This is a genomic window from Chryseobacterium sp. ZHDP1 (assembly GCF_018603435.1).
GTDB classification, from domain to species: Bacteria; Bacteroidota; Bacteroidia; order Flavobacteriales; family Weeksellaceae; genus Chryseobacterium; species Chryseobacterium indicum.
On the sequence record NZ_CP075682.1, the window covers coordinates 3,303,777 to 3,329,266 of the forward strand.

General features: G+C 38.7%; 33 protein-coding genes. All 33 read right to left on the reverse strand.

Annotated features, from left to right (window positions below; genetic code table 11):
- The 33 genes from KKI44_RS15030 to KKI44_RS15185 all read right to left on the reverse strand — a co-directional run bounded on the left by KKI44_RS15030 (position 1) and on the right by KKI44_RS15185 (position 25,358).
- Positions 1-582: an HD domain-containing protein gene (locus KKI44_RS15030; RefSeq protein ID WP_214588110.1), complete on the reverse strand. Its 582-nt coding sequence runs from the start codon at positions 580-582 to the stop codon at positions 1-3.
- 191 nt (positions 583-773) lie between these two features.
- Positions 774-1,196 (reverse strand): hypothetical protein, encoded by a 423-nt coding sequence (locus KKI44_RS15035; RefSeq protein WP_214588112.1) that lies wholly within the window; start codon positions 1,194-1,196, stop codon positions 774-776.
- 131 nt (positions 1,197-1,327) lie between these two features.
- The gene (locus KKI44_RS15040; RefSeq protein ID WP_214588114.1) at positions 1,328-2,461 is read right to left on the reverse strand and encodes a T9SS type A sorting domain-containing protein; all 1,134 of its coding nucleotides are present in this window, start codon (positions 2,459-2,461) and stop codon (positions 1,328-1,330) included.
- 336 nt (positions 2,462-2,797) lie between these two features.
- Complete coding sequence (locus KKI44_RS15045; RefSeq protein ID WP_214588117.1) at positions 2,798-3,385, reverse strand: hypothetical protein; 588 nt, start codon at positions 3,383-3,385, stop codon at positions 2,798-2,800.
- Between the two features lie 138 nt (positions 3,386-3,523).
- The gene (locus KKI44_RS15050) at positions 3,524-4,867 is read right to left on the reverse strand and encodes a hypothetical protein (RefSeq protein WP_214588119.1); all 1,344 of its coding nucleotides are present in this window, start codon (positions 4,865-4,867) and stop codon (positions 3,524-3,526) included.
- A gap of 19 nt (positions 4,868-4,886) precedes the next feature.
- Positions 4,887-5,738 (reverse strand): DUF4238 domain-containing protein, encoded by an 852-nt coding sequence (locus tag KKI44_RS15055; RefSeq protein ID WP_214588120.1) that lies wholly within the window; start codon positions 5,736-5,738, stop codon positions 4,887-4,889.
- A 109-nt stretch (positions 5,739-5,847) separates the two neighbouring features.
- Positions 5,848-6,900 carry a hypothetical protein gene (locus tag KKI44_RS15060; RefSeq protein ID WP_214588121.1) on the reverse strand — a complete coding sequence of 351 codons (1,053 nt, stop codon included), beginning with the start codon at positions 6,898-6,900 and terminating at the stop codon, positions 5,848-5,850.
- 315 nt (positions 6,901-7,215) lie between these two features.
- A complete protein-coding gene (locus KKI44_RS15065) occupies positions 7,216-8,034 on the reverse strand; it encodes a hypothetical protein (protein WP_214588122.1) in 819 nt (272 codons plus the stop codon).
- A gap of 388 nt (positions 8,035-8,422) precedes the next feature.
- Complete coding sequence (locus tag KKI44_RS15070) at positions 8,423-9,514, reverse strand: restriction endonuclease (protein ID WP_214588126.1); 1,092 nt, start codon at positions 9,512-9,514, stop codon at positions 8,423-8,425.
- Positions 9,495-10,151 (reverse strand): formyltransferase family protein, encoded by a 657-nt coding sequence (locus KKI44_RS15075; RefSeq protein ID WP_214588127.1) that lies wholly within the window; start codon positions 10,149-10,151, stop codon positions 9,495-9,497. The genes KKI44_RS15070 and KKI44_RS15075 overlap by 20 nt, the downstream gene beginning before the upstream one ends.
- Positions 10,138-10,641, reverse strand: coding sequence for a GNAT family N-acetyltransferase (locus KKI44_RS15080; protein WP_214591167.1), 504 nt, complete (start codon positions 10,639-10,641; stop codon positions 10,138-10,140). The genes KKI44_RS15075 and KKI44_RS15080 overlap by 14 nt, the downstream gene beginning before the upstream one ends.
- The gene (locus tag KKI44_RS15085; protein WP_214588128.1) at positions 10,587-11,273 is read right to left on the reverse strand and encodes a hypothetical protein; all 687 of its coding nucleotides are present in this window, start codon (positions 11,271-11,273) and stop codon (positions 10,587-10,589) included. Before KKI44_RS15085 ends, KKI44_RS15080 begins: the two co-directional genes overlap by 55 nt.
- A 45-nt stretch (positions 11,274-11,318) precedes the next feature.
- A complete protein-coding gene (locus KKI44_RS22805; protein WP_262497940.1) occupies positions 11,319-11,447 on the reverse strand; it encodes a hypothetical protein in 129 nt (42 codons plus the stop codon).
- Positions 11,448-11,458: 11 nt separating this feature from the next.
- Positions 11,459-11,839: a hypothetical protein gene (locus KKI44_RS15090; protein ID WP_214588129.1), complete on the reverse strand. Its 381-nt coding sequence runs from the start codon at positions 11,837-11,839 to the stop codon at positions 11,459-11,461.
- A 2-nt stretch (positions 11,840-11,841) separates the two neighbouring features.
- Complete coding sequence (locus tag KKI44_RS15095) at positions 11,842-12,336, reverse strand: hypothetical protein (RefSeq protein ID WP_214588130.1); 495 nt, start codon at positions 12,334-12,336, stop codon at positions 11,842-11,844.
- Between the two features lie 11 nt (positions 12,337-12,347).
- Positions 12,348-14,360, reverse strand: a complete 2,013-nt coding sequence (locus tag KKI44_RS15100; RefSeq protein ID WP_214588131.1) for a hypothetical protein — start codon at positions 14,358-14,360, stop codon at positions 12,348-12,350.
- 13 nt (positions 14,361-14,373) lie between these two features.
- Positions 14,374-15,003, reverse strand: a complete 630-nt coding sequence (locus KKI44_RS15105; protein WP_139326241.1) for a hypothetical protein — start codon at positions 15,001-15,003, stop codon at positions 14,374-14,376.
- A gap of 224 nt (positions 15,004-15,227) precedes the next feature.
- Positions 15,228-15,722, reverse strand: coding sequence for a hypothetical protein (locus KKI44_RS15110; RefSeq protein WP_076396826.1), 495 nt, complete (start codon positions 15,720-15,722; stop codon positions 15,228-15,230).
- A complete protein-coding gene (locus KKI44_RS15115) occupies positions 15,722-16,609 on the reverse strand; it encodes a hypothetical protein (protein ID WP_214588132.1) in 888 nt (295 codons plus the stop codon). The genes KKI44_RS15110 and KKI44_RS15115 overlap by 1 nt, the downstream gene beginning before the upstream one ends.
- Before the next feature lies 1 nt (position 16,610).
- On the reverse strand, positions 16,611-16,910 hold the full coding sequence (locus tag KKI44_RS15120) for a hypothetical protein (RefSeq protein ID WP_076396822.1): 300 nt from the start codon (positions 16,908-16,910) through the stop codon (positions 16,611-16,613).
- Positions 16,910-17,098: a hypothetical protein gene (locus KKI44_RS15125; protein ID WP_076396820.1), complete on the reverse strand. Its 189-nt coding sequence runs from the start codon at positions 17,096-17,098 to the stop codon at positions 16,910-16,912. The genes KKI44_RS15120 and KKI44_RS15125 overlap by 1 nt, the downstream gene beginning before the upstream one ends.
- Positions 17,088-17,384 (reverse strand): hypothetical protein, encoded by a 297-nt coding sequence (locus KKI44_RS15130; RefSeq protein ID WP_214588133.1) that lies wholly within the window; start codon positions 17,382-17,384, stop codon positions 17,088-17,090. Before KKI44_RS15130 ends, KKI44_RS15125 begins: the two co-directional genes overlap by 11 nt.
- A 6-nt stretch (positions 17,385-17,390) precedes the next feature.
- Positions 17,391-17,888 carry a hypothetical protein gene (locus KKI44_RS15135; RefSeq protein WP_214588134.1) on the reverse strand — a complete coding sequence of 166 codons (498 nt, stop codon included), beginning with the start codon at positions 17,886-17,888 and terminating at the stop codon, positions 17,391-17,393.
- Entirely contained in the window at positions 17,863-18,861 is a 999-nt protein-coding gene (locus tag KKI44_RS15140; protein WP_214588135.1) for a phage late control D family protein, read from the reverse strand. Before KKI44_RS15140 ends, KKI44_RS15135 begins: the two co-directional genes overlap by 26 nt.
- Positions 18,861-19,457 carry a DUF6046 domain-containing protein gene (locus KKI44_RS15145; RefSeq protein WP_214588136.1) on the reverse strand — a complete coding sequence of 199 codons (597 nt, stop codon included), beginning with the start codon at positions 19,455-19,457 and terminating at the stop codon, positions 18,861-18,863. Before KKI44_RS15145 ends, KKI44_RS15140 begins: the two co-directional genes overlap by 1 nt.
- Positions 19,458-19,640: 183 nt before the next feature.
- Positions 19,641-19,976: a hypothetical protein gene (locus tag KKI44_RS15150; RefSeq protein ID WP_123906803.1), complete on the reverse strand. Its 336-nt coding sequence runs from the start codon at positions 19,974-19,976 to the stop codon at positions 19,641-19,643.
- 101 nt (positions 19,977-20,077) lie between these two features.
- Positions 20,078-20,512, reverse strand: a complete 435-nt coding sequence (locus KKI44_RS15155) for a hypothetical protein (protein ID WP_053326930.1) — start codon at positions 20,510-20,512, stop codon at positions 20,078-20,080.
- 2 nt (positions 20,513-20,514) lie between these two features.
- Positions 20,515-21,771 (reverse strand): DUF2586 family protein, encoded by a 1,257-nt coding sequence (locus KKI44_RS15160; protein ID WP_214588137.1) that lies wholly within the window; start codon positions 21,769-21,771, stop codon positions 20,515-20,517.
- A complete protein-coding gene (locus KKI44_RS15165; RefSeq protein WP_214588138.1) occupies positions 21,740-22,285 on the reverse strand; it encodes a hypothetical protein in 546 nt (181 codons plus the stop codon). Before KKI44_RS15165 ends, KKI44_RS15160 begins: the two co-directional genes overlap by 32 nt.
- Positions 22,278-22,790, reverse strand: coding sequence for a hypothetical protein (locus tag KKI44_RS15170; RefSeq protein WP_214588139.1), 513 nt, complete (start codon positions 22,788-22,790; stop codon positions 22,278-22,280). The genes KKI44_RS15165 and KKI44_RS15170 overlap by 8 nt, the downstream gene beginning before the upstream one ends.
- Before the next feature lies 1 nt (position 22,791).
- The gene (locus KKI44_RS15175) at positions 22,792-23,244 is read right to left on the reverse strand and encodes a CHAP domain-containing protein (RefSeq protein ID WP_214588140.1); all 453 of its coding nucleotides are present in this window, start codon (positions 23,242-23,244) and stop codon (positions 22,792-22,794) included.
- 11 nt (positions 23,245-23,255) lie between these two features.
- Positions 23,256-24,194, reverse strand: coding sequence for a hypothetical protein (locus KKI44_RS15180; RefSeq protein WP_214588141.1), 939 nt, complete (start codon positions 24,192-24,194; stop codon positions 23,256-23,258).
- A 3-nt stretch (positions 24,195-24,197) separates the two neighbouring features.
- Positions 24,198-25,358 (reverse strand): head maturation protease, ClpP-related, encoded by a 1,161-nt coding sequence (locus KKI44_RS15185; RefSeq protein WP_214588142.1) that lies wholly within the window; start codon positions 25,356-25,358, stop codon positions 24,198-24,200.
- Positions 25,359-25,490 lie beyond the last annotated feature (132 nt).

The following is a 25,490-nucleotide window of genomic DNA, read 5'->3' on the forward strand; positions in this document are numbered from 1 at the left end:
TTATTTATGACAAATGTTTCGGACATTGATTTCTTTTAATTGGGCAAGAACCTTCTGACCAAATTCTGTGTAATAGGAATGACCAGCGAGAAATCTGCAATTCATAGTGTGCCAATCTTCGTCACTGTATGACGTTTTCAGGAATGTTTCAAATTCCTGTCTTAATGCTTTTTCATACTTTTGGTAATTGGTTCTTGTTAGGTGATAGAGATCAGCATCACAAAGAACCTTTTCAACTAATGAAGATGGTCTTGGAGGATATTTGGTGGATTCTATACAGCATAAAACAGATTCTTTGAAGTTTTTATTACAACCGAAGAATTCCAAAAAATCGTTAGCGATTTTCTTGCTTTCATCCTCGTGACCGATATAAGTATTGGCATAGCCACAATCGTGAAACCAAGCAGCAACCTCCAGCACCAACATTTCATCTTCCGAAAGAACACAATGTGAACCTATTTCTTTTGCCGCAGCAACGACTTCATATGTATGATTGATGTTATGAAAAATAAGTTCATCTGAAAGATTTTCAGAAAGAAATAATGTCACATAAGAGCTTACGGCTTCCAATAAACTATTCATTAATGATGTATAATTTAAAACTTGTATAGTTATCAAATAATCATTTGATTTTATCCATTACAAGTACTTTATACAATGATGAGTAATAATTTTGAAGAAATTTTGAATTTTAAAATTATACCGACTCATTTAAAAAAAGAAAGCCACTCATACAAGTAGCTTTTATAATTCTTTTTATTTTCTATCAGATCCTAATCTTTTACCAGTTTTACAAAGTTACCTTTGGTATCAAACAAAATGTCGCCGCTTTTGACTTCTGCTTCGTACATTACAGAACCATCTGCCTTGATAATTTTAGAAGTTTCTTTTATTTTGCCCAATTGTTTTTTTTCCACATAAGATGAAGCTCCTACCGGAAGTTTGCTTACTTTAATCTCTATTTCCTTTTCTTCCCAAACGCCCTGTGCATTATAAAGAACACTCATTTCCTCTCCTTTATACTTGAATCCTGCTTCATATTTGCCATCTTCTTTTTCCCATTTTGCTTTTGTATTGGGAAAGGCTTTCATAAAGGCTTTTTCTACAACTGCAGGGACTTCAGTTTTTATTTTTTCCTGAGAATACACCAAAGTGTATAGGCATATTAATAACATTACTAACAATGACTTTTTCATTTTTTCTGATTTAAATTAATATGGTAAAATTGGAACATAATTTTGTAGAAATGTTGAATTTTTAATGAACTCAAAAAAAACAATAAAATGCAAAGTAAATGGTAGCTAAAAATTTATAAGATTACGATAGCTTATTTTTTAATAAACTTGAATGATTTTGTACTATTTGAAGCTGACTTCACTGTCAAAATATAGGTTCCTGAATTGTATTTTTCAACATTGATTTTTCCTGAGGTTACTATTCCTGTTTCTAGATTTCTACCTGAGAAATCCGTTATCGAATATTGATAATTATTTGAATCTTTGCCTGTTGAGATGTAAATGTAATCTGAAGCTGGATTCGGGTAAATACTTATATCGCCAGTTACGTATGACAAATCATTTATATTTAAATTAGAAGAACTTGTTGCCAGCCATATAGTCGCATTTAATAGTAATGGCTTATGATTTCCATTGGCATCACCTGTATAGCCATTATACAAAGTATCACCAGGATCACCTGTCCCATCGTCCGGAACGGAACTGTCTCCCAAAGCACAAACTTTTCCAAGTCCATAAGTAGCCGTTGCAAATAAAACATTGGTAGTACCTGTTGTCGAAGAGCCTGTTTTAAATATTAATCCTTTTACAGATGGGTTAGCTGCCTTATTTAGTGTCATTGTCGTCCCATTACTAAACTGGATTTGTGTTGGTGTACCTGCAGAACCGTGTAGAATAGGGTCTGTTGGAAGATTTGCAATATTGGTACTCGTTTGTGAGATGTTCTGTAAATCAAAAGTGATCCCGAAAGGGTTAGTCTGTATTGTATTATTGCTCAGGATATCATTCCAAATTCCAGGAGAATCCCAGCCATCCCCATTCCGATCGCTTACATCGTGATCACTGATCATAAATAATCCACCGCCGTTGTTTACAAAATTAATCAAAGCATTAGCTTCACTTGTTGTAAACTTTAGATTAGGCTCATCAATAATATAAACTTTATAATTGGATAAATCCTGTACATTTGTAGGGTCTCCATAAGTAATTATGGCATTGTAAGGGAGCGTTTCTACAATATATCCTCTTTTTACCAAATCTACTGCCCACGCACTCAAAGCACCGGTCCAATAAGTTTCGGACGTACTTGCCGTGATACCACTTTGTGCCGGAGTGGGAGTTTTTTGGGGATTGGAATCCGATCCGCCAACAGTGACAGTTCCATTGGAATTTGCTTTAAGATTATGTAAATCGGCATCTATGACCCAATCTCCGTTTCCAGCCATTTCAGCTTTAGTGGCATCGAATAAAATTTTGATTTGGGCTTTTGAAAAAGTAATTGCAACTAATAAAATGACCAGAGTAATTATTCTTTTCATTAAACGGTAAATAAAGGTTAAAATGTATCAATTTGCGAACAAGCAATATTACATCTCAATTTTGTAGAAATTCTGAATTCTCATCTTATAATCTAACAATACCAATTATACAATTTAAATTAATCTAAAATAACTCTGTAATTTCTCACTTTTTGATTAAAATGCATATAATAAATCGTTTTTTGAGATTCTATATTATTGAAAAACTTTTAAATAAAGCGTATTCTATCGGCGGTAATTAACTTATTGAATTTTGAATTTCGAATCTTTAAAAGCATTTAATAATTCTGTTAGTTCAGATGTCTCGTTTAAATATATTATACAAAAACTCGCATTGTAGCCATTTATTATTCCATTGTAAATTATATAATTTTGTGAAACATTATTTCCTAGATCAACTTTTATAAAAGTTTTGTAAAAAGAAGTTTTTCCGATTTCATCTTTAGTTATATTCTTTGTAAATTTTGCGTCTGCATTGGTCTTTTTAATCGATTCAATTAGTTCATCAGTATTTTTATTTACAGTTGCAACCTGAACCAACTTATCTACTGTTTTATTTCTATCAGAAAACAACATAAAAAAGGTGTTATTTTTAGCTTGAAATTTTATATCTTCAGTTTTTTCAGTTTTCGGGTTTTCAGTTTTGTTTTGGCTTTTATCTTTTGTTTCCACATATTGAATCGCTTTTTTATTTTGATTCATATCGTTAAAACTATTTGGCATATTAATAGACCAGCCAAGTTTTTCGACTTCCACTAATTTTCCGCTTTGAGCTTTAAAAAAGCACACTGTAAAAAATGAAAGCATAATTATAATAGTTTTTATTTTCATCGTTTTTTGAGATTATTTTTGACCAATAGGTAAACTTTCTTCGGTTTGGCGATAGTCCCGAAATGAAAGCACAAACTTTCAACTTACACCAAATGGAAGCAGATGTCATTTACTCAAAATTCTTGTTGGTACAAGTTCTTATTTGCTCCAAGGCGGTAATTCTAATTTGTAAGATGATACTAATTCAACTGAACATCGATTTGAATATTTGGCATCAAATTTCAAAACATAGAGTAAACTTAATTCAATATACCATAAACTTAGCTGAACAGCTTCGTAAATTGCCATATTGTCTATTTCACTTAATTTTTTTCTTTTTTCTTCTTGTGAATGTACTATAGCGTTTCTTATCTGTACGATTGCCTCAATTCCATCGGTTAATTTACTATCTTTTCTATATTTTTCAAGTCTTGCGAATTTCGCTGGAACTTCGTAAGATATTGATAATTGAGAGATTAATAATCGAATTTTATTTGATGCACTAATACTTTCCGAATCTTTTCCAATGATTAATTTCTTAGTTTCAATGACTATCCAATTGTAAAGTAATTCTAGTGCGGTTTGTGCTAATATTAGTGACCCTTCAGAATATCCACTATTACAATTAATTTCTGTATACCAATGAATTATTGAAGATAAAAAGAACTTACTTTCAGTATTAACCTTCCAAATTTCATAAAAATTTTGAAATAAATCGTTTAAATAATCTGTTGTGTACAAGTTGCTCCAAGATGGTCTATATTCATATGGATAATTATGATAACCAGTATAATCTTGATAAAGAATTTCATCTTGATGGATTGCAGAAACAAATAATGGCACATTTTTTTTACCAGAAACGAAACTTAAGAAATTGCTAAGAATCTCTAAAATTTCATTAATTTGTTTGTAATTTAAAGAATCTTTAAAGAAATTAATTTCACCATTATATAAAATATGAAATCCTCCCTCTTCTTTTAATAAATTGAATTTTTCTTTATAATTGAAATCTTTATCTATTAATATTTCAAATTTTTTATTTTTTAATAAAATACGACCTTTGGAATATTTAGTTGTATGTTCAGTCTTAAACTCAATGTCTTCACCGAAGAAATCTTCAATATTTAATACAGAAAATTTAAATTTTTGTGAAGAAAGTGATTTGTCGCCTAATAAAATATTGCCAAAAAAGCCACCAGAAATAATATGATTTCCACCAATAGTTTGATTACTGATATAACAATCCGCAACTACATTTTTATTAATTATGAATTGTAATTTTTCCTCTTCGAAAAAAGAAGAGCAACTTTCACCATTAAGAATTTCACCTTTAAATTTTGGGCCTATATGTGGGAACCATTTAAAGTAAATCTTTCCATTAACTTTTAGAATTTCCGATTTGGAATTCCTTAATTCAAAATCACCATCATGTATTATAAATTTCTCATTCGGTTTTTCAAATTTGATTAATGGTGTTACTGCTATGTTTTTTTCTATACTCAAATTTTATAATTTTTTGAGATTATTTAGTTAAGTTAATAAGTGATTCCAGATATTGTTTATTATTGGAAGCAATTATATCATTTGCTAGTACTAAATTATGTTTATTTATAATATTTACTTGTTCTGAAGTTAATCTTTTAATTCCAGAACTATTGATGCCTTCGGGATATTTTTCAGAATAAATATGAAGATACAATCTACTGCTTAAAGGTAAGCTGATGTACGCAATTTCTTCTATCTCGGTATTAATGTATTTATTAATTTTTTTTCTTTGTGTAGATGCTCCAAAATCAGGTAGTATGAAAAAATCATTATCATTTTCAGGTATCTCTATTATAAAATAAAGTAGTCCCATCTTTGATACAATTTCATTGCCAATTTCAAGATAATTATCTCCCCCAAGATATTTAGAATCACCTCTATTATTAAAAAAATTGTAAAAACTATTCTTTAAAGTTTCCGTTGCATTATCCATTGCTGGTTTTAACGCATTAAAAAATGTTTTTTTTAAACTACTTTTATAAATTGGATTCCTAAAATTTGCTATCGCTCCGTATCTCGCTAGATATACAATAGCCTTTTGTATTTCTAAATCTATGTTTTTTTCAACAGTTAATCTAAGTATGTTATTATAATAATAATCAAAGTCATTTTCATAAAATTGATTTAACTGCTGCTCAACTGTAGTATAATCATTTATACCATTCTCATATTTTGTATTTAAATCTTTTTCACTGAAAATTCTTTTAGAAGAATTTTTTGTTTGAAATAATTTGGTTGACTTATTATACAAATAAATTTCATTTTGCTCATTAAAGAACTTTTTAATATGAATCTGTGATATATAATGGTGGTTGCGTGGAATACTCATTAAAAGGAATGCACTTTAGTTTATAAAAAAAATATCTCTATTTTAGTAAATAGACTTCATTACTCTCGTCAGTTTTTATCGCTTTGTGAGATTTTATTCAGAATATTATTTACAAATTCATTTTTGCGTCTTCTGTATATCTGCCATCCGGATACATACTCAGGTAGTATTGAGACCATTTTACCTTATCGTTATCTTTTTCCATTAGCAACTCACATACTTCCCAAATATTATAATCAATAATGTCATCAATAGAATATCCGTTGTTATATGCCATTACATAATAGTCTAATGCTGTTTTATAATCCTCTTGGTAAAAGTAAAATTCTCCAATAACGTTTTCTACCGAACCTCTTTCTGTTTTGTCAGCTAGGCTTTCTGCTATTGCTTTTGCTTCGTCCAATCGTTTATCTTCTAAAATTTTGTGAACTTTATTATAAGTAGAAAAAATAACTTTCCAGCATTCCTCTGCAAGATGTTCCACAAAATCTGTAAAATACCTGACACCTTTAATAGTATAGAAAGTATCATCGGGTTGATTCTCTACTTTTTCTCTATAATAACCACATTGACCCCGGGGGTAATTTTGTTCCTCAGGAATAAACTGCAGTATTTCCTTGGTTACAGGATGGTATGCAGTAAGCTTTCCTCTGTATGCATTAGCAAAAACTATCAACTCTTCATGATTTATTCTATCCTTTAATGGAATATTATTTTTTGTACAAGCCAATTCATAATCTTTTGCCCAATCACCTAAACCTTTCATACATTTATACCCTGTAAAAATATATTTTTGTAGTAAAAAAAAATTATAATTAAAATAACTGTAATCTTGAACAATACCACCTATCTGGCTCAACACAAGCTGGTGTTCGTCTATAATGTCTAAATCCAGATCACTAAAATCCTCAAAAAAACTTAGCCAGCCACAACTTTCGCCTTTATAAGTCCATGAGAAAAGTGTATGTGGCACTTGATTTATTTCTAAATTCAATATTCGTGCGGTATTGATCAACTCTGTCATTTTTGGAAATGTTTCCTGAAATTCTTTACTCAATTCAAAACCGATATCTAAAATTTTTATATCCAGGGCTTTGTCATGATAACCGTATACCTTTCGCAACCTCTTGAAATCAAAGTTTTCTTCTGTATTATTATTCATCTGTTTATTTAATTTGTGTATTCATGAGAATTCTTCCTTTGCAAATTCATTTTTGTCTTTTCTACATATTCTCATAGAGTACAAACTCGTATATTATTATACCGTTTTGTTGAATGGTTATTGGTTATTTTTAGTTTTAATTATTAGTTCAAAAATCTAGAATACAGGTTTAATTTCAATCGTTTTTTGAGATTTAATTTTTCATCTAGAACATTTCGTAGCTTGGCGTAGTGGCAGATTTGGGAGTACTTCATTATCAACCTAGCACAAAAGTTTATGGAAGCACTGGTCTTCAATTTCCCACGTCACCCACCATCACGCCAAACTGCCGTTAGCAGTTGTTAATTTATTGTCAGCAAGTAAAAATATTTCTTTCAATGTCTCGGTACCTGCATTTATTAAGTCACTTGTTTCTTCTGTTGTCAAAGATATTTTGTCTTTTAAGATTTCATTCATCCTATTTGTGCGATTTAAATAGTCTGCGTCTATGATACCTGCATTATGGACAAGCAAATGGCGAGTTATTTCAAGTTGTGATAAATGAGGATTGTCAAAAAACGAAATTTCATTGTCTTTCAATGCAAATAAATCTTTAAAGGATTTTTTAATTCCTCTCACACTTGTAAAATCGTATTTGGGAGATAATAAATCACCTAAGTTTTTTGAAATATCAAAGTCATACTTTGCCAAAAGACCAATTGTAATGTTCTTACCAGAAATTCCATCAATTTCTTGTTCAGTATCCTTTCCGTTTTTTAGTAGGTTAAACAAATATTTTTTGGGATAGTTGTTTAAGCAGTAAATCCATAAGTCTTTTGCAAACGCTTCGAAAATAGTCCAACTATTAACTAATGCGTTAAGTCCAAGATTATTGTATGATTCGCGAAGAATAGGAACTTGTTCAATCAATTTTTCGATTTCCGTGACAGCATTTTCTATTTGATTTTTGTCGTTGTTTTTTAAAAGGTCTTCAAAATATTTAATTAGTTCTTCTGCTGTCTTTTTCGGGTCGTTTTCTTTTATGCCTTCACCGTTCATTACCATTGTATTTGCATCCTGCAATGAAAAATGAAACGCTTTAGATTTTCTAAGTCCGTGAGCCATAAACGAAATAGGAACTGATAATGTTGTCAATATTAGGTCTAGAGAACTACAATAATTGGATAACAATTCTTTTAAGAATTTGTCCTTTAAATTGTCGCGACAAATTTTTGCGGCCGTGATGTTAATGTTTATACTTCCAATGTCCATATTTATTAACTGCTAACTTCAAAATGTACACATTGCGTCAATCCAAAATATACGATATTCGCAAAGCCATTTATTATACTAATATAAAATTTTATTTTGATGATTACTTTTTTATTGTTTTCATTTATGCGGAATTTTGTATTTGCTTGTAGATAACGTTCTCCGCTTCTCTTCAGTTGCGAACTTGGGAACTTTTTATTTTAAAGATAAAAATTCTTGCGAAACGCAGACGTGAACTTACCACAAAATTCGCAATTACGAGAAACGGCTGTTATGTGACGAATTTTTCTTTATACTTTTTATAATTTGCAACTGTATTTTCACTAAGATTTATTGACATTTCAGGAAGGTTGTCAGGATTAAATTCTTTTATTATTCTTATTTCTGTTTCACTATCCTTAAATATTTCAAAAGCCACATCTTCAAAGATGATAAAAGCATAATTTCCGACTTTCCAAAATTCTTGTTCCTTTTTGTTGTTTAAATGTAAATCATAATATTGAAAATTATAATTCTCCATTTCTCCTTCATATTCATCATTATCAAGCCAATACATTTCATCTAAAAAACCAGCTCCACCAAGTTCATCATAATTTTCTTTGTATTCATCAAATGACGTGAGTTTGTCATTTGTTATGATTTTTTTCAGATGCTCCAATACTCTAATTATTACTTTCCCATTAAAATCGCCATAATAATCATTCCTACCTTCAAAGGCTTTGTATTGGTCGTAAAAATTTAAGATTATAAATCCTAAATCTTCCTTATCTAATTTATCCAAATCAATATTTTCTATTATTTCTTTTAAAACTTCATAACTTGGATTTATATTAAATTTTACTTTGTAATCTTTGATATCCTTGAATAATTTTTCATAGTTATTTTCAGAGAAATAGCGTTCGACTAAATCTGAATATTGAACAATTCTATTTTTCAAATCAGGTCCTTCGACCACTAGAATTTTATAATTCTTTTGATGGGAAATTTTTTCTAGCCAAGTTCTGGCAGCAGTTGTTATATATGAGCTTATAAAAAAAACTAAAAAGTTAGGTTGTTCTGCGTCGGCCCATGCGATTTTTGAATTTAAGTCTGCTGGTGGAACACCTGCTGAATAATGTTTGCATTCAAAAAACCATTTTTGCTCAATAGTGTTGAAAGGATTTGAATAATTTGAATTTGCTTCAATATCTCTTCCGTTATCACTACCTCCATCTCGCCAAATCAAATTGTGAAAATTATAATTTACTAGCAAATCATATACAATCAACAATTCCAAAAAGCGCAAAGCCCTTTTCGAAACTGCCGAGAAAAATATAAAGCCGAACATATAAAAAAACAGCCACTTATTGGTGGCTGTTTTCATATTCTATCATTAAGAGATCCGGTCGATATATATCTTTGACATTGGTGTCGGGTTCGAATGTACTGAACCTTTTGTCCTGCGGAGTCCTTTTGATAACGCCATTTAAAATATCATTAAGGGCTGATTCAAAGAGTTTCACTCCCATGGGGAGCAATGTGTCGCGCCAGAGTCTTGCAGCGGATTTTTGAGGGCTTAAAAAGTATTCCGGAGGAATCCAGCACCAATCCTGATAAGCAATGTCCCCTCTGTCAATCCCTGCATTGAGCCAGAATACCGTCCCTCCGGTAATCGGTTCCTTCATTCTGATTGCCCATTCAATAGAGCTGCGCCCGCGATGTCTTGGGAGTAAAGAGGGATGATATCCCAGCCATCCCAAACGTGGAATATATCTTGTTTTTTTTCCGATATAGTCAAACGAATGTGCAGTAATGCCCAAATCGCACTCCGGCATATTGCTGGCGTTTAAACTGCCTGAGGGAATAATGGGAATATTCCAACGGCGGGCAGCCTTTCCGATATACTGATCATCTAAAGGGCAAGAAACCCCGACAATTTCAATGTCTAATTTTTGACAAAGCCTGAAAACTTCTTCGGCAAAGAACTTCTGACCTGATATAAAAACTTTAAATTTCTTCATTTCCAATATATTTAAAACCCTGTACCGCTCTAAAATGTCCCCCGAATCCTCCGGTTGTTTTCTTTTTGCCCCCGTCAAAACCTTTGCCCGTTTCGTACATTGTTTTAATACTTCGTGCTTTGTTGTCTCCGGTAAGTTTTGCCGATACCTGTTTCCATTTCGGAGAATGTCTGAGGTATCCGCAAAGCTGCGGGTGTGAGGTATGAAAATAGGTCGGATATTTGTGGTTACACCTTCCTTTACCCTCCAGATGATACTGCATGATTTCATTTAAAAAGGCAGTTCCGACTCCCGCTCCCTGCCATTCCGGCATCACAACCAAGCGGGTCGCCCTGTATCCTTTTATTTGAAAATTTGGGCAAACCGCAACGTGGCACACCAATTCTCCGTCTACGGTTCCGACAAAATATTCGGCACAGGGCGGATGTTTTAAATCTAAATAATAATGCGGTTTAAAAAACTTCCAGTAACTTCCGTTGACCTTCCAAATGTCAAGTTTAACAGGCGGTCGTTTTGAGGCTTTTTTTTTACTTCACCTGTCCGGGTGTCATAGACCCAATCAGGTTGCAGCCATTCAACAATATCATAATGGCATGATAAGAGTACAATTTGTTTTCCTTTTGTTTTCCGCCAGGCTTTTGAAAAGGCAGAGGCTCCAATTTTGGCAATCTGCCTGTCCACGACCGAGGTAAATTCATCAATCACCACCTTGTCCGGGGCTTCACAAATAAGGCGTGCAAGCCCCGCGCGGAACTGTTCGCCGTTACTAAGCACCTTAAAAGGTCGGAGCCATGCCGGAACGTCACCCAACCCAACGGCGGACAATGCACTCGTTACAGTATTCATATCTGAGCCGGGCGCAATGTCCTCAATGATCGGCAGGTCAGAGTTCCAACCTTCGGCAAGGTTTACAATCCCATTTTCCCAAATTTGGCTGCCTATTGATGTTTTGCCGCTTCCTGAAGCACCGACAATAAGCCCGATCTGCCATCCTTCCTCCTCAATCGGAAGTTCGGCGGTATGCTGCCATGTGTGTCCGCTTTCAGCGTTAAATAAACTTTTCACTTTTTCTGATCTGAACGAATTAAAATTTTCGCAGGTATGTTTTACTTCAATTTTCATTTGATTTCTATTATTATATTAATTGACCAATGGAACCTAAAGATTTTATACGGATACAACTTTTAAATTTTTAAATCCCATTTTCTTTAGTTTATCGAACAATTCTTTTTGTTCTTTTTCGCTGTCCGTCTTTATGATGACCGCGTGCTGCTCTTTGTATTTAAAATCTGCCATGTTCTTTGTTTTTATGAGGTTATGGTAATCCCATTTTCTTTTAATTTTGTTTTGAGTATCGTATTTTCTGCCTTTAACAGATTATTTTCCGCTTTCAGCTGTTCGTTGATCTGTTTCTGAAAATCGATCTGCTCCTGAAGCATCAGTACTTTTTTATCCGATAAATCCGAAAATTCCCTGAATTTGGCTTCGTAGCGGATGCCCAGATCATCCAAAGCTTCCTTGTATAGTTTAACCAGTTTATCGGCGTTTTCAATTTCCTTTCCTTCGTTGTCGGCGTTCATCCCGGCAACTTCCGCCCTGAGTTTTCTCTTTCCGAATATAAATCCTGCCAGTCCTGTCAGAAGGGCTCCGAGAAAGGCAACCATGGGTTCCGTTATCAATTCTTTCATTGTTATATTTCGTTAATTTCTTTATCAAAAAGTTCTGTATACAGCCCCATAAACTGCTGTAAAATATCCACCAGATGTGCGGCTTTTGTTTTGATCAGAAAACGGATATACTGAACAGACGGAGCTTTTAGTATGGCTTCTTTTTCGTCGGTAACCAGCCCTTCATCATCCGTTGTCCTGTAGATGCCTTTTAAAAAACCGTCCTTTCCCATGACCTGTTCCACATTTCCTTCATGGATCATCCAGTCGGGCATTTTTAACCGTTTATGGATGATATTGCCGTCCTTTATGATCAGGTACTGGCGGACATTGACGTAAATACGGTCTTCCCCGCCTTCCATATCGGGCGTATTAAAACCTGTTACCACTAATTTCCTTGCAAACTGCGGATACATCGGATGATCCGGAAGCATCATTTCATGCCATGATTTACCGGTGTTTTTTATGGTGTCTAATACTGCCTGCACTTCAGGCGTTACTATTAATTCAGTATTCATGATCTTATTTATTAAAATTTATAACCTTCAATGAAACTTACACTGGATGTACACGCCGTGGGAGGCGTAATCCCGTCAATATCTGCCGCACTGAATCCGTAATACAACAAAGACAAAGCTCCGTTTGAACCACTTTTTACAAAAGTTGCCGATACTGAGCCTGTGGAAACGATAATGGTATAAATGCCCTGATTTCTCATAATCATCACTTCGTAGGGTATGGATTGGAATTGTCCTATATTGAAGCCTCCCGATATCAGAGATGACGACATATCCGCCCAGCCATATTTCATTGAACTGGAGTCATTATTTTGTTTTATTTTAGAAAATGCCTGACTGCTGTTTACCAAAGTCAGAGGATTGGAAGAAAGACCGACACCGATGATATTCCCCCAGCTTGTTAAACGTCCTGAACCTACCGTAACAGAAGCTTTCAAATAAAAATTTTCATTATCCGAAATTATTGTACCCGACTTGGCTGCACATACAACCGTTTCAAATTCAGTATATGGTGCATTGCCTGAATTTGGATAATGGCTTACCGTTGTACCGGAGGCATTGATGGTGTTGTTGACCTGTGCCGGAGTGGTTGACACTTTCTCCCATGTCATCCCTGAAAAATCAATCGGGGTTACATTAGAAACCAGAGTAATGGTAACACTCGCCCCGGTTGTATAAGAAGCTGCTCCGTTCCAGAGCTTAACCTTATAGGTTCCCAAAGCGAAATCTTTAAAATTATACCAGAAGGAAAGGTCTAAACCGCTGGTATATAATTGCACCTGACTGTTGGGAACCTGAAACTCAGTACCTCCTGCATCTACCAGATACACGGCAAAACCTGCGGGATTTAGATTCAGATTGGCACCCCTCATTACAAACCACTGTGCTGTATCCTGTTTCGCCGCAATTGGCGGGGTTATAATGGCTACACTCATGGTATTGGTCGTCCAGCCACCGTTTGCGATCGTTTTTATTTCATTTTTCTGTGCGTCGGTAAAGCCTTCCCAAAGTGCTTTATAGTCTGCGTAGTCCCTGTACATAAACATTCTGGCTGCTCCGGTTAAATCCGAGCCATAATAACGCCTGTTTGAGTGCGTGATCTGATACGGCAGGGTTTCCGTATTTTCATCAAAAACCACTGCTTTACTCCGGATCCTTCCATTGCTGAGATGCAGCATTTCAGCAGGTGCCGTTGTACCGATGCCGAATTTCGTGCCATCTGTATAAATGCGGGATCCCGTAAAATCATTTCCGTTCCAGAACAGCAGGTAACCGGAAGCGGGATTGATTGCAGCCCATGAAACCTGCCCGAGAAAATACCTCGCGTAATAATTTCCGCTTGCCGCCGGCTTATTCATTTTGCCGTCCAAAGCTGCCTGTAAGCCCTGAACCATTGCAATGGTGAGATTCGTTAATCCGGTGGGAATATAATTATCAGCCGCCGTTTTGCTGCCTCCTTTGTAGATGTATAAAGAATAATTTCCTGCTCCGTCAGGAATGGCAATCATATCATTTTTTTCATAGGTATAATTGGCATGATCAGCCATGAAAGAAGCTAGCGAAGTCTGTGTTACCGTAATAAGCTCGGTTAAACCTAACGCCTCAATCATTCCGGACATAATTTTCCCGTCGCTGTTAACATAGTTTTCCAGCAGCATACAAAGGGAATTGATCTGCTCTTTATTGTATACCGACTGGCTCTGTCCCATATCCACCAGAGCGGTATTGGCAGGAATCTCATCTACGCCCAGCCTGTTTTTCCATGCATTGACATGGGCGGCGGTCAGGTTCGAAGCGTCCAGTTTTGCGAGGTATCCGGCGTGCGCATTCGAATCATTGAGATGGCTGCTGAGGGCTTGCGCGCTTGCCGTCTGTTCAAAAAGCCCGGCAAGCCCGCTAACCTGCGACATGGGGATGGACTCATCCTTATGCCAGAATGAAGACCATGAAGCCTGAAATTGTGCCTGTGTGGGAAAATCCCCGGTTTCAAACCAGCTTAAAAGTGTATTTAAAGGTGTTGCCATGAGGTGTAAAATATTATTGAAAATCAGGTTCTATAAAATCGACAATGACCCCGCGGTTCAGGACATCCATGGGCATTCCCTTTCCCCCGGAATTGATCCCGTAGGTATGGTCATAGAATCCGTCCGGGGCTTTCCCGTTCCATTTGATAACGGAAAGGTCATTCCCCACGGCGGTCTGCCCGCTGTTGGTGGCTCCGTAAAAAGGGATCACATAATCCGGAATATTATTCTGGGTGATGGTTTTACTGTGGCTGCCGACCGTGGTTCCCAGGGTTGAAAAAACAGGATCGTTGGGATCAAGCCCGAAAATGGTCTTTCCTTTAAAATCCGTGCAGGGTTTCCAACCCGCCGGAATCTCAGAAAGGGGCTTGCGCCAGAACCATGCAATCCCCCCGTTAACAATGGGAGCGGTCTTGAGCTCTACTTTGTCAAGCCTTGTTTTAATATCGTTCAGGTCGGCTTGCGTTGCGGCGGCATTGATTTTTTCCATCATGACCTTTAACGTGTCCAGTCTTTTAAAGTCGCCCCAGTTCCACATATTGTCAGGAGCAGAAAGTCCGAATTTTACCGTTTTCTTTTCGATCAGTATTTTATCGGTCTGATCCTGAAACGTTTTGGTGATCTGCGCCGTATGGATATACACCGAAGCAGTGACCAGTCCGCCCTCAAAATAGAGGACGTCCCCGTTGATCACCACAATACCGGGGCTTACGCTCTGCCCGGTGGGCGTACAGCCCGAGAGAATCGTTAAATGCCCGGCTACATCCCCCAAAACATTGAAGATGGTGTATGCTTCCTGGAGCACGTCCATTAAATCGTTGGTGAGGGGAACACCGCCGGTCTGAAGAAATTGGATATTAATTCTCATTATGGTATGATTTCTATGCTGTAGCGTTTGCTTATTAATTTGTAAAAGTCAATCTCGGCTCTGAGCTGATGCATATTGATCGGCGTGCCGGGAATCCTGACGATAAAATCGTACTCTGAATACAATTCCGCTTCCGTTCGCAGGTACAGAGGATTTTCATCCCCGTAAAGCCACCGGGTTTTGGAAAAATAGAGATTGTCCTCGGCTTCCGTATACAAATAAACCCCTTCATACTGCACGGCATTTACAATCCGGATCCTTCTTTCCAATGGATCAAAAGCATCATTAAGCCTTCGTTCCATAGAGAATTTCTGGTAATTGAAATTCATTTTAATTAAATTCTGTTTTCTTCTTTTCAGAAACTCAATGTATAATGCTTCAAGAGGGAAAATCAGGCACCACAAAAAATGAAGGGTTACCGGTTTTCTCCTGGAAGTAGGCAGCCACCATAGGGCTAACTGTTTATAACTGATATTAAATAACTCATCTTTCATTACTCGGCAGGCTGATAATTAATGTATTCTATTCCGCTCCAGTCTTCAATTTTAAACCGCCCTGATTTGGGGATTCTGCTGATCTCAACGGGTTGGAATAATCCATACCCGGTTCCCGGTTCGATCCATTGGCTCGAAACCTCTAATTTTTGCAGGTCTCTTACGCCGTTCACTTCCTGAATAACATTTTCCAAGGCTTCGACAGAAAGCTCACCGTTAAATGGCAGGTTTTTTAAAAAATTCTCAATGGCAATTTTAACGGGATACTCCGCCGTCAGAATGCTCATGCCGTCCGGATGCAGGAGTAAGGGATCGAAACAGATCCTGTATTTTAATAAAAGAATATCCGGCAGGAAATTCACCACCACAATATTGTCTCCGGTCGCCTGTATTCTTTCGATATACGATTTAAAAGCAAGGGCTTTTTCATCTGAAATCACATCGTCCATATTTTCACCGGCAATTTTCATGGATATTTTTTTTACCCCGTTTCCGCTGATATTGGCAGTAACCGAAGCATACTTTATAATTTTTGAATCTTCGATCTCCTGCTGTGTTGCGGTAATGATATTTCCGTTTCCGTCTTCATAGGTTGGGAGAAACTCCCCGGTGTAGGAAAGCGGATCCAGTTCAAACCCATACTGAAACCGGAGTGCCTGCTCGCGGTACCATTTTTCATTGGGAACTTTCTGGGCAGCGATTTTATCGTCAATTTCTTTCATGTGCAATCTGAGGGCTTCCTGAAAATTAAAAATCATAAAAGCCACCGTTTCCAGCATATTGCGCCAGACTGCTGTTTTAGAATTGGAGGTCAGCCCCTGTAAAAAAGGGTTTGCCTCTTTTAGCGAAAGGATAAGTCCGATGAGTTCCTGAAGTGTACTGTTCATATTAGCTTACTTTAAAACCGTTTGCAATCTGCATATAGCCAATCCCTTTTAATGTTGGTATTTCGCTGTCCTGTTCGGCTGACCAGCCCGTTGCAGGCTGTATGTTCTTGGCATCGTAATAATTCAGGACGTCCGTATTTTTAAATACATCTTCAGGAATTTCAAGGGGTAATCCTGCAGATAATACGTCCGAAACCGACAAGCCATTAGCCACGGCGATGGCAAAGCAGTTTTCTACGGTTCCTGTGTATTGAATTGCAATGTCCAGAATAGTCTGATGAGTTAAAACAATTGTTTTCATTATGTTACTTTTCCCTGCGTTAAAGAACTTCCGGCACCTCCGCAAATTCCGGTCACAGTTCCGCTTTTTACATATTCCTCGATGGCATCCGCCAGTTCCTGAGCCGCGGTTTCTACATTACCGGTCGTTGATGGCTTATGTAACATCGTAATAAGCCTTTGGATGAGCTGGGCTTTATTAAGGGGCATCTCTTTGGGCGTTTATGGTGAAATTTTCAGCATCTTCAATTTGAAAATCAATGCGGGTAAAGCCGTCATATTTTAGCTGTTCGTTGACCTCACGGGTAATCCCCTGGCGGGTATTTCTTGCCTTGAGCATTCGGGGCAGTTCTGCGCCCAGAAGCGGGGTATTTTTAAATTCCCCTTTAAAGGCAATGAGTAGGCTTTCAATTTCCTGTTGTCCGGATTCTCCAATATGAAAATCACCGTTTACAATGGAAATATCGTTGTCTTCATTCAGTAGGATATCATTCATAATTTTTTAGGTTAAAATTTTGTTTAATGCCTGTTTATTGGTGTTGACAATTTCATTTTTAATCTGCATGATTGCCGGAACGTCAGGGGTTACCCCGATAGAAACCACCACTTTTGCCAGCTCATCACAGAGTTTTCCGAACCCGTCCTGAAACCCGTTAAGAACTTCCTTTAAATTTTCACCGTCCCGGTTGAACTGAAAACCGGAACCATCGAAAGTGAATTCTGCTTTTTCGTTCCTGAAGTAAATCTTTTCAACTTCACTTACGGCTAAAATGGTGGCACTTCCATCACCTGTTAACCCTACAACAACAATGCTTTCTTCTTTAGGATAAACCGTTAATTGATTTTCCTTATTTTCAACAATAGAGTTTATAGAACAATTCCATATTTCTTGACCGGAATTTTCTAAAATAATATGACAAATATTTTCTTTTACATCTATTACTTTTGCATTTGCCACCTCTACCGGAAACCTGTTAAGTAATTGTTTTAAACTCTCCATCCCTGTACGTTTTTCCTATTTCAATTATTCTTCTGTAACCGCCGGTTGCGCTCATTGTGATCTCCACTTCATCCACGAAATTTTTGGTATTCCTTTCTTCATATTTTTTATCCCGTACCTGTACCACCTGTCCGTGTTCCACCCGTGACCAGCCAAAAGAGGTTATAGTGCCTTTGTAACCTCCTCTTGTCTTTTTGTTTTTCAATCGGGATTCTGCATTTTTTTTCAAAGTTTCCTTATCTAATCCCGCACTGAAATCCCAATGCTCAACATCACCACCTTCTTCTCCAAGTTCAATTCTTTCATAAGTTCCATTACTTTGCTTACTTTTCGCATAAATTTTCACTTTAGCTTCATCCGGGAAAATATATTGCAGGTTGTGATCAATAATATTCTCGCCGTATTCAAACACCGGCTGAGCCTTTGAAACCTTTTCGTCCGAATAGATTTTACCGCACACCAGTCGTCCGTCCCTGAAAAAGGTGTAAATGCCCGCTTTTTCCTGAAGCTCATTAAAAACCTTGACGGCGGTGGTCTGTTTCATCGAAAAATCTCCGTAGACTTCATCAATACAATCCAGTTCATACCCTGGAGCGACCGCCTGAATAATCTGCTGTACCGTGGCGTTTTCAATGGACACGCTTGTTTCTTTTCGTTTGAGCTGCCACATTTCATCCTCGCAAATCAGTTCATAGGGAATATTAATCCTTGGTGACCGTGCCACATAGCCGGTAAACTCTGTAAACAGCTGCCGGTTGTACCCCAGTCTGATTTCTACCTTATCACCGACTTTTATGAAATTGCCGAGGTGTTCCACCGGTTTTAAAATGCCGTTACCGTCATAATAATAGATGGCTTTCGGAAGTTTAATGGTTGCCGTATCGGTAAAGGTTCGCCAGCTTTTTTTAATAGTAACTTCCGTGGCTGCCGTGAACTTTAATGTTCCGATTAGTATTTCAATACAGGGTACCATTACGGGGAGATGATAAAAGGGGTTTTACTTTTTGCCTCCAATTCAAAAGCCTGAATATGCGAGTAGCCAATCGACGGCGTTAAGGTCAGCCTGTGAATGCTCATATAATGTATACCGAGCATCGTTAACAGAGTTCCTTCGCATTCAAGTAATGACGTTTTAAGCTCACAAACCCGTTGTAATTCCTTGACCTGCTGTTCCGGGTAATCGGTGCTTTCATAATTGATCAAAAGCCCTCTAATGGTCAATTGCCAGTCATCCAGTGCGATGAGTTCCTCTACATTTCCGTCACGCCCGAAAATATCGGTTTCGACAATCTTTTTAGGTCTTATGGGTTCAATGGTCGTTTCCAGTGGAAAAGAATACCCGCCGAAGCGTTCACCGGTTCCTTCAATATAAGAAGGCTTCAGGTCTATAAAATCCCAGACCGGTGTTCCCATAACGGAAACTTTAGCAAGATCATTATTAGTTGGCAGCACCTGTATATCATCAAAACCGTTAAAAAGTGCATCTGCGACGGTCTGAGTGGCAAAACCAAGCGTAAACGGAAAGTGCTGTTTGATCAGTTCTTTAACATTAATATTATAACTCGACATTTTCTCCTTCTTTTGCGTTGGCTCTTTTGTTCTCAAAAAACAGTACCCATTTCAGCTGTTCCCATTTATTCCAGAAGGTCTGGTCGTCCAGTTCCTCCGGAAAAGGAATTTTAAAATGATAGCTTATCAGGGCACTTACTTTTCGGATGAAGTCAAATCCGGCTTCCTTATTGATCGGAAGCCCTAAACTTCCCCCAGTTCCGCTTCTAAAAACTTAATGATTCCCGAAGCCTGTATTGCCGCCGTATCGGCAATGTCGCCGCTCATTTTCAGTCTTTCATCACCGCCAAGCCAGCAGTTATCCCGGATAAATTCCCCGCATTCTAAAATTTTATTTTGCGAATACATGGAAAGGGCGGTGGCTTTGATTTCCCTTCCGGGTGGTTTCAGATAACCGACAATGGGATTTCCGTCTTTATCTTTCACCGTCAGCTTGTGGAGTTTATCGGTTTTAAATTTTTTCTTCCACTCTGCGATCTGTTCCGCGGTGATATGACCTTCCTGTGTTTCGTTTTTCATTTTTTTAAGTCTTATTTTTTCAGTTAATTGATTGTTGGTGTCTTTTGATGTAAAGGGGATGCCCATTTCCCGGCATTTGTCCCTTAATTCCTGCCGGTTCATCAGGCTGCAAAGTCTATATCGTGAATGTATAGCGGGCTTTCCACGACCAACGCATCATTGCTTCCCGCTTCCGCCGACCTTCCGTTCTCTTTGAACTTACAGCCGTACAGGACATGACAGACCTGTAACCCGGTATCATCCACATAGGAAACCGTGATCGGGAAAGGCGGAATGTCCTGCAGGGTTTTTCCTTTGGGCAGTTTTGCCTGAATCGCGTCTACCGTTTCACTCAAAAGCCCGATGCTTCCTTCGCAGATTTCGTCGCCCTGTGTATATCCTACCGATTTGGTGGTTCCCACGACCTTTACCGGATCAATGGCATCGGTTCTTTTGTATTCTATTTTGGTAACGCCCATGAAGGTCGCCCCTAAAGCGGTAATACGGACATTTCCGTAATTCCTGTATTTTCCGTTGATTCTTGTCTGAGTCACCATTTTTATTGAGTATTTAAAGGGTTTCTGAAACCTACTTTCAGGGTAATCCTTCTTCCGATAGCCACCGGAATAAAAGTCAGCAGCACGATAAATTCACTTGTTGCGAGTACATTTTGCTCCGGGTTGATGTAGGCATCCACACCGCCGCTGATATCTCCGGCTGCCACCATCGGATCAAGTGAAACCTTGGTAATGGTTTCTAAGTCCTTCACCGTTTCAGGAGCCATAAACCCGGTGTTTTCATCGACGTATATACGTCCCTTCACTTTCGGGGTTAATGCTGCCTTGGCGAGCTTGATCGCCTTTTTGATCGTCCTGTTGTTTTCCCCATAAGCAAAATCAGAGGTAATTTTAGCGCAGGTATGCGTATCGTTGATATAGATTCCCGCGGTGGAAGAAATCCCGCCCAGGTTAACGATGGGCGCAAAATAGATATAGCCTTTTTCGTCCAGGGTATCCAGATCCGTATCGGAATACTCACTCAGTTTGTTACCGGAACTGAGTCCCGGAATGATAAAGGTTTTCTCATCCACATGGGTTAAGTTAAAATCATTGATCTGTTCCCCCGCGTTCTGTGAAACATCCGCCTTAGAAACCATGGCAGCGTAATCCTCCACCGCGGCATAGCCTTTATAGAGGTCGTCCCGGCTGGAAACCTGATAATCGGCACCGATCACCACGGAAATGTCCGGGCATTCGCTTAAGAGCGTTCTCAGATTAAGAGCTGCCGCCGATGTTCCTGAAAAACTTCTGCCTTCAATGTAGATTTCACAGTAGCGGTCTTTTGCCCATTCGGCATCCGCCAGAGCCTGCGCCTTAAAAATGGCATCGATACTGTCCTTATCAAGTCCCGTTTCGATAACCGGCGAATGATTCTTATCCGGGTTTAAGGAAACACAAGCCTGAACGATTTCTCCGGCTTTATCACGGAGTAATCTGGCTAAATATTGATTGTCTTTATCCACCATCTGCGTCAGGGTTACGCCCTGAGCCACGGGCATAAAATAAACCGTTATGGATGGGTTGTGAACAAAGAACCTCCGTAACCTTTCATATACGAGTACCTTATTGGTCTGGTCATATTCCTCACTAAGCCCCAATGATTCGACCTCCTGAATATTTTTCAGGGTGTAGATATTTCCCAGTACCATTTCGGAAGTGGCAACGGCATTCATCACGCTGCCGGTTATCATGTCGGCGGAGGGATTCCTTCTCCCAAGCCCGCCGTTAAGCTTTTGTACGATCAGTCTGGGACGCATCTTTCCTGTTTTTTGGGATTGTTGTTTTATTCAAAGTTTCTATCTGTTTATTGGCGGCTTCCAGTTGTTGTTTCAGATTTTCGTTTTCCGCCGCAGCATTTGAAAGTTCCTCCAGCCTGGCACCCATTTCGGTCAGCAGGCGGTCTTTTTCAGCATATTTTTCCCGAAGGGAGATAACAGCCGTAACGGTTTCGTCCGTGTCAGCATTTGCCGGTTCGTAGTCCCGGTCAAGATCACAAACCGCCGCTACATCTTCGATAATTCCTTCTAAGACTTTTCGTGCCAGTTCAGAATTGTGTAAAGCCGCCTGCAGATCCGAATCGTCCTCGTCCTCAAACCCTTCACAAAAAAAGACTTCCGGCTCACTTTCAAACCCTCTTAAACCGTGATAATCCTTAGCCGCCTTTTCTTCAAAAAAACACTGTCCGTTTTCTGAAATAAAAATTTTATCAGCCTCCGGGTATTTTTCAAAAAGCGCATTGGCTTTTTCCTGAAATTTCTTTTTATCAGACATGAAGTGAATTTTTAATGGTAATAATGATAACAGACCCGACAAGGAGAAGAAAAATCCCGCCTGCCAGCATCAATATTTTATGATACCATGCAAAGGGCTTTTTGATCTCAACCGGTTGGATACGTTCTTTCAGCCGTGATTCGTAATAAGCCGTAAGCTGTGCTTTGAGCTGTTCTGCTTCTTTACGGCATTCAACGGTCAGCTTTCCGCTTTCGTCCAGGATAACGTCAGGCTTCTGTAACGCCTTACTGTGGTCGTGGTTGTTCGCTCTTTTTTCTCTGTTCTCAGGCTTCGGCTCCCTTAGAACCGGCTTGCCGTTAATGCATTCGATCCACGCATGGTAATACGTAGAATCTGCCTGAATCTCCAGCACCGTATCCCGGATGACCTGTTTTACAACCAAAGTGTCGGAGACTGTTTCCGGCGGCAGTGGTTTCCTGCTTCCACAGGAAACCAACAGCGCCAGACAAAATAAAATAGATATAGCGTTAAAAAAAGATTTCATTTTAGTAGTTTAAATAACCTTTAATCGTCTTTCGCAGGCGTTTTTTCCTGCATACTTTAATCCCCTCACGGCTACCGGCGTCATTGGTATTTCCTATGGTATAAATAAATTCTTTGTCGAAATTTTCAACGAGACCGGTATGCCCTTGCCCTTTGCCAAAATCCATAATAAACACGGATCCGATGGCGGGATTAGAGGATTTTATTTTTTGAGCGGCTTGATTCCAGGCGGCTAAGACACCGCCTGTTTTGATTGCCGTATTATTAACATTCAGTATTTGGGAAGCCTGGCGGAAACACCAATACACAAAAGCCATGCACCACGGGGCGGCAAATCCGATCCCCACACTGGAGAGGTAGCTTTTAACCGGTTCTCCCCAGTTGGATCCGGGCGGGTTTTCCTGTTTCCCGATCTGTGTAGCCGCAACTTCCAGGGCTTTAATAGATAATTTCATGGTGAGTGTTTTTAACCGTTATCAGAAATGATGGCTCCAAAACCATACTCCTGCTTTTTATCACAAAGCCCGTATCCCTGCAGTCTGAATTCAGACTCCGGATCTGCATTGGTGGTATCCTGATATTCCGGTTTGTAAAGGATTTTGAGCTTCTCCAAATGCCAAACCGTATTGGGTGAATAGAAAAATGTTGAGGCATATTGGTCGCCATCTTCTTTAATGGATCCCCTTGCCTTCAGTTCCCCTGTCGGCGAATACAGGGGAGCCGCGTTATTTTCCCACATCCTTATTTTATAGAACCTTTTGAACTCCCCGGTGTCTTTGTCAAATTCCAGATTATCCCTGTGGTTAGCAGTTCCCGCTTTATCAATTTTAAGGTCTGAGCGGTGTTCCGGGTTCAGGATCATATTCCAGAAATTAGGCGACTCAGAGGTATCGTCATCAATAAGGTTCAATATTTCAATTTCATTGTAAAAATTGATAAGATCCTGAAACGTCAGCCTTTTTCTTCCGTTGAATACGGCTCCTGTGGTTCTTAATACCGGCATGGCTCCTGAAACATGATGAACCGGTGCCAGTTTGTTTAAAACATAATCACGCACTCCGATACGGAACCCCTGTGAATGCTTAACGCGGACTTCCGATCTCTTGTCAAATGCCAATGCCCTGATCTCGGCATCGTTGACCTTTGTCGGGTCGGTATCCAGTTTGTCCCAGGGAATAATGCTGTTTTTACCGCTCATGGACTTTGCCGTAAACGGAGCTGTATTGTTGACATAAAAACCCACATTATTGATGAGTTTATTCTGGCGAAGCCCGTCCGCTGTTTTCGCGCCTTCCGGTGCCGGCTCCAGTGCCGCCAGAAATTTATCGTTATAGTTTCTGAACTCTTTCAGTAATTGTGGGGCTACAAATTTGTTCAGGTATAACCCGTCTATTAATTCTGCCATTTTTTAGTCTTCAAATTCGGCGTTAAACAATTTTTCAAATTCTTCTCCGGCTTCTTCATTAAGCCTTTCCAGACCTTTCGGGTCTTTTTCCTGCCACTCTGAGAACGTCCATTTTTCACGTCCGTTGAACAGTTCGTGTCTGTCTCCGTCCACCAATGATTTTTGTCTTTCTAACCCCGCATTGGGATCCGGTTTGCCGGACATTCTTTCGAGTGATTTTGCTACGAGGGCATAATTTTGGGTGGCATCCTTGATCCATTCGTCCTTTTCGGCACCCGTGATCTTACCGGATTTTAAGGCTGCGGAAATCAAAACTTCCGCCTGTGTTTCCTTAAATTCCTTTAGTTCATTTTCAAGCGCATCGGTTCTTTTTGCCTTGCCGAACAGTTCTTCCAGATGCTGCTCAAATTCTTTATCCGAAGACGAAGCGGTTAATTTTCCCGCCAATCCTGCCGCGGCTAAAGCGGCGAAAATTGCTTCCTTTTTCATTTCAGTATGTTGATTAATATTATTGTCTTCAGGGGGTTCAGGATACAGGTTAAAGCATTCAAAGGCTTCTTCCGGAGTTTTGTTTGTGATATTTTCGGCTTCCTGCCCAGTTTTTCTTTTTTTGGTAGGCTTTATCACCCGGTCACAAATTCCCAGTTCTAAGCACTTATCGGAACTCAGCCAGTGATCCTGCCCGGAATCGAACCAGTTTTTAATGGTCTTTTCATCCGCTTTTGTTCTTTCACCAAAGATTTTCCCGAGCCTTTCCTCGCAGTTTTCAATCTGCTGAATCCCGTTTTTAAAATCATTTTTATTTCCGAAACATCCTGCGGTTACCGCGTGCATCATAAAGAATGCGTTATCGTTCATCTCGATTTCGTCACCGGCAAGGGCGATCACCCCGCCCATGGATGCCGCCATCCCTTCCACGATGACTTTGGTATGTCCTTCTGAATTCAGGATCAGGTCATAAATGGCGAGCCCCTCATACACAGAACCGCCCCCGCAGTGCATTCTTATGGTTAAATCACTATTGTTTTGTAGTGCATCCCTGAAAACCTGTTGGAACCTTTTATAGTCGAACTCATCATATTTTCCGATGTACCCGTACATCCTGATTTCGGCACTGCCGGATACCTGATTTTTGAGTTCATAATGAAAGGGCTTTTTAGACATTTCTTTGATTTTGATAAGGCAAAGATTGGCTGAAAAACACCCCGAAAAAAGCTGACGGTTAGCGGCTGAATATTTTCATGCAGTGGTTGTATATTTTCATACAGCCCCTAACAGCCGGCTTCGGTAAAGCCC